At 46.5% G+C, this 540-nt stretch carries 1 protein-coding gene; it reads left to right on the top strand.

The window, feature by feature from the left end:
* Window positions 1-540 (top strand): M23 family metallopeptidase (locus R8O10_RS27095; protein ID WP_318192211.1); only part of this gene is annotated, 540 nt, incomplete at both ends.

The following is a 540-nucleotide window of genomic DNA, read 5'->3' as shown; positions in this document are numbered from 1 at the left end:
CCCTCGCCTTAGAAGACCCACTTTATCCAGCAGCTATAGATTCCGCGGTTCGTGCGACCATGTTCCGTTTGATTCCGAATGATAGCCCAGTGACGTATCAACGAACCTCTTCTTCTTACGGCAGTCGGATCAATCCTATCTCAGGCAGAAGACACGTGCATACTGGTATCGATTTGACCTGTAAGCGCGGTGAAGAAATCCTCGCGCCTGCAGACGGTGTGGTTGAAACCGTACGTCCAGGAAACAAAGGTTATGGTAACTACCTCACCCTTCGTCACTCTTTTGGTTTCTCTAGCTCTTTCGCTCACTTGAACAAGTTCAATGTCAAAAGCGGCCAGTTTGTTAGTAAAGGTGATGTCATTGCGCAATGTGGTAACTCAGGAAATTCAACCGGCCCACATTTGCACTATGAAGTGAGATTTCTAGGTCGCACACTAAACCCTCAATCACTAATGGAGTGGACGCCAGAAAACTTCAACTACGTGTTTGAGAAAGAGAAGATGGTGAAATGGGGTCCATTAGTTCAGTTGATTGATAATG

It is taken from the genome of Vibrio sp. 1727, assembly GCF_033344415.1.
In the GTDB taxonomy this organism is placed as follows: domain Bacteria; phylum Pseudomonadota; class Gammaproteobacteria; order Enterobacterales; family Vibrionaceae; genus Vibrio; species Vibrio alginolyticus.
This window is presented reverse-complemented; position numbering and strand designations above follow the sequence as displayed.